A 2,215-nucleotide genomic window follows, 5' to 3' on the forward strand; every position below is an offset into this window, starting at 1 on the left:
CGCTGGTGTTCTTAGGAATCCCCCACTTCAATCAGACCGCAAGGTCGATAAGTGGTGGGTAGTTCAACAGCAATTGCCTCTAATAGTGTAGACTTACCTGAACCGTTTTCTCCAACAAAAAATGTGACATTGTTATTAACTCGGAATAGAAAAAGGATATGTATGAAAAGATGGAATATGTTCATGCAACTCAATTCTTTTTAAGAACATGTTGTCACCTCAAATTTCTTTTTTTTAATAGAAATCACCTAATCGTTAGGGGTAGCATAATAATTCGTGATCTAGTTACTAATTTTAACATAGATACATTTCCTGTACTCTATCGTACCCGTAAACTAATACGCAAACAAACAGTTCACCATTTAACATGGTGAACTGTTTAACCTTCTCCGATATAACTTAGTCTTAGATCAATCCGTTATTTATACTTATTTAGAACTAATGTGTTCTTCTCTGATCACTGACTTTTGCCATTGTATTTGCTCTTGTTCATCTTTCTTCGACTGTTGTTGGTTTGGCTTATCACTGTTTGTCATATACATCCCTCCGTTTTGCCATCTATAGGAATCACTTAATTCTCCATGTTGATTTAATTTTAGATCTAAAAACTGGCTAATTTCTATCACCAGTGGATCGTGCATGTTTCCTGTACGATCTTTTACTTTATACATCAAGTTTCGTAACATATAAATATCCTTACTGACTATTTCTAAGGAGTCTACTCTTTTCAAAACCAAACTACAAACCCCCCTTTTTATCATTTTTTCAGGAGTAATAATATTCGGTAGCTGGCTGGCTTATTCAACAGAACTTAGCCCCTATAGCTTTGCGTCATCACCTTTCGATGAATTTGCCATTTCGTACTAATTGCAATTTGGAATTGACCCATAGTTGACATATGAAGAAGGTATTAGACAAATTATATAATATTATCTGAATTTTTTCAACATTAAATTCATTTATTCGACAAAATATTCCCACTAGTCAGTTTAGGTTATTATTACCACATAAGTTAAAAAATGGTAATTACTTGTTACGTTATGATAACACTGTTACTTTACTCTCTTGGTAAACGGCAAATATTCCTTCGATGATATTCCTCTTTTATACGACCGCTTTAAATAGTTTAACTCTTTTTCTAATTGTTCCAGTACGTCCTGTTGAGTCAGGTTCTTGCCTGCGCGTCTGCTATTCATATGAAAAATATAGTAATTATTACTTATGCGAAATGATAAGCGAAAGTCCTCGATACTTTCATTCCAAGAGAAGTGGTCAATTTTGACTGCTTCCCTGCTATATGGATTTACAATTTCAATGGAATCTGCAATTTCATGGATGGTGCGATATAACTCTTGCATATTACTAGCTTCCATCACTACGTAAGGAAATAATGTATCTGTTGTATCCTTTCCTATCTTATGAACTTGTCTTTCTCCTTCATACGATTTGTTCCTGACCAGTTTCAGGGCTTCTTTCTTATTTGGTGCAGAAACGACACACTCAACAGAGCCTGAAATAATATGATAGATCGAAAGTGTCTGTTTGACATAGGGACGAACACCAATAAGTTGTTCAAGTTTCTGCTCGAACTTCTCCAGATTTTTTAAAGAATGCGTTGAATCATTTATGTAACTTTCCTGTTCACCCAAATCATGATCAATCTCTTTGATATATCCATCTTCAAATTCTACACGTATCAGACAAGCCGGGTGATCAGTAGCAAATAAATCCCCTGGTTTATAGTTGAAGTTACGGTAATCAAATGATTGTAGTAACGCTGTTATTTTCTGCATTTTACTTTCCGAAATCGCAAATGATGTCTCGCCTAAATAAGAGACATGCATATCACCATTCCAATGGACAGTTCCATCTGCTAGTAATTCGATTCGATAAATTGGACAAGTTCCATAACATGCTGTTCGTTCTACATACAATTTTTTAAACATACGTATTCTCCTCTCGAAAATCCTCTATAGATCATTATACCAATGCCTGCTTACTAATTATTGAAATCTTGCTTATTTTAAATTATGTAGTTATATTGAACTACCCACCACTTATCGACCTTGCGGTCTGATTGAAGTGGGGGATTCCTAAGAACACCAGCGTAACCGCTAGTTATTGATTAGGCTATCCCCGTAGTCCCTGCGGTTAGAAGCCTTATAGCCTCATTTTTAAGATTTAATCCTGCGTTAATATCGCGGTCGTGGAATGT

At 35.3% G+C, this 2,215-nt stretch carries 2 protein-coding genes, 1 pseudogene and 1 riboswitch; all 3 genes and pseudogenes read right to left on the minus strand.

The window, feature by feature from the left end:
* Positions 1-62: 62 nt before the first annotated feature.
* A pseudogene (locus ACFQ3N_RS15910) lies at positions 63-210 on the minus strand (AAA family ATPase); the annotation flags it as partial.
* Between the two features lie 218 nt (positions 211-428).
* Positions 429-737 carry a Spo0E family sporulation regulatory protein-aspartic acid phosphatase gene (locus tag ACFQ3N_RS15915; RefSeq protein ID WP_390363520.1) on the minus strand — a complete coding sequence of 103 codons (309 nt, stop codon included), beginning with the start codon at positions 735-737 and terminating at the stop codon, positions 429-431.
* Between the two features lie 43 nt (positions 738-780).
* Positions 781-865: riboswitch (cyclic di-GMP riboswitch) on the minus strand.
* A 187-nt stretch (positions 866-1,052) separates the two neighbouring features.
* Positions 1,053-1,946, minus strand: coding sequence for a DUF6438 domain-containing protein (locus ACFQ3N_RS15920; RefSeq protein WP_390363521.1), 894 nt, complete (start codon positions 1,944-1,946; stop codon positions 1,053-1,055).
* Positions 1,947-2,215 lie beyond the last annotated feature (269 nt).

Source organism: Virgibacillus byunsanensis, from assembly GCF_042675965.1.
Classification (GTDB): domain Bacteria; phylum Bacillota; class Bacilli; order Bacillales; family Amphibacillaceae; genus Virgibacillus_R; species Virgibacillus_R byunsanensis.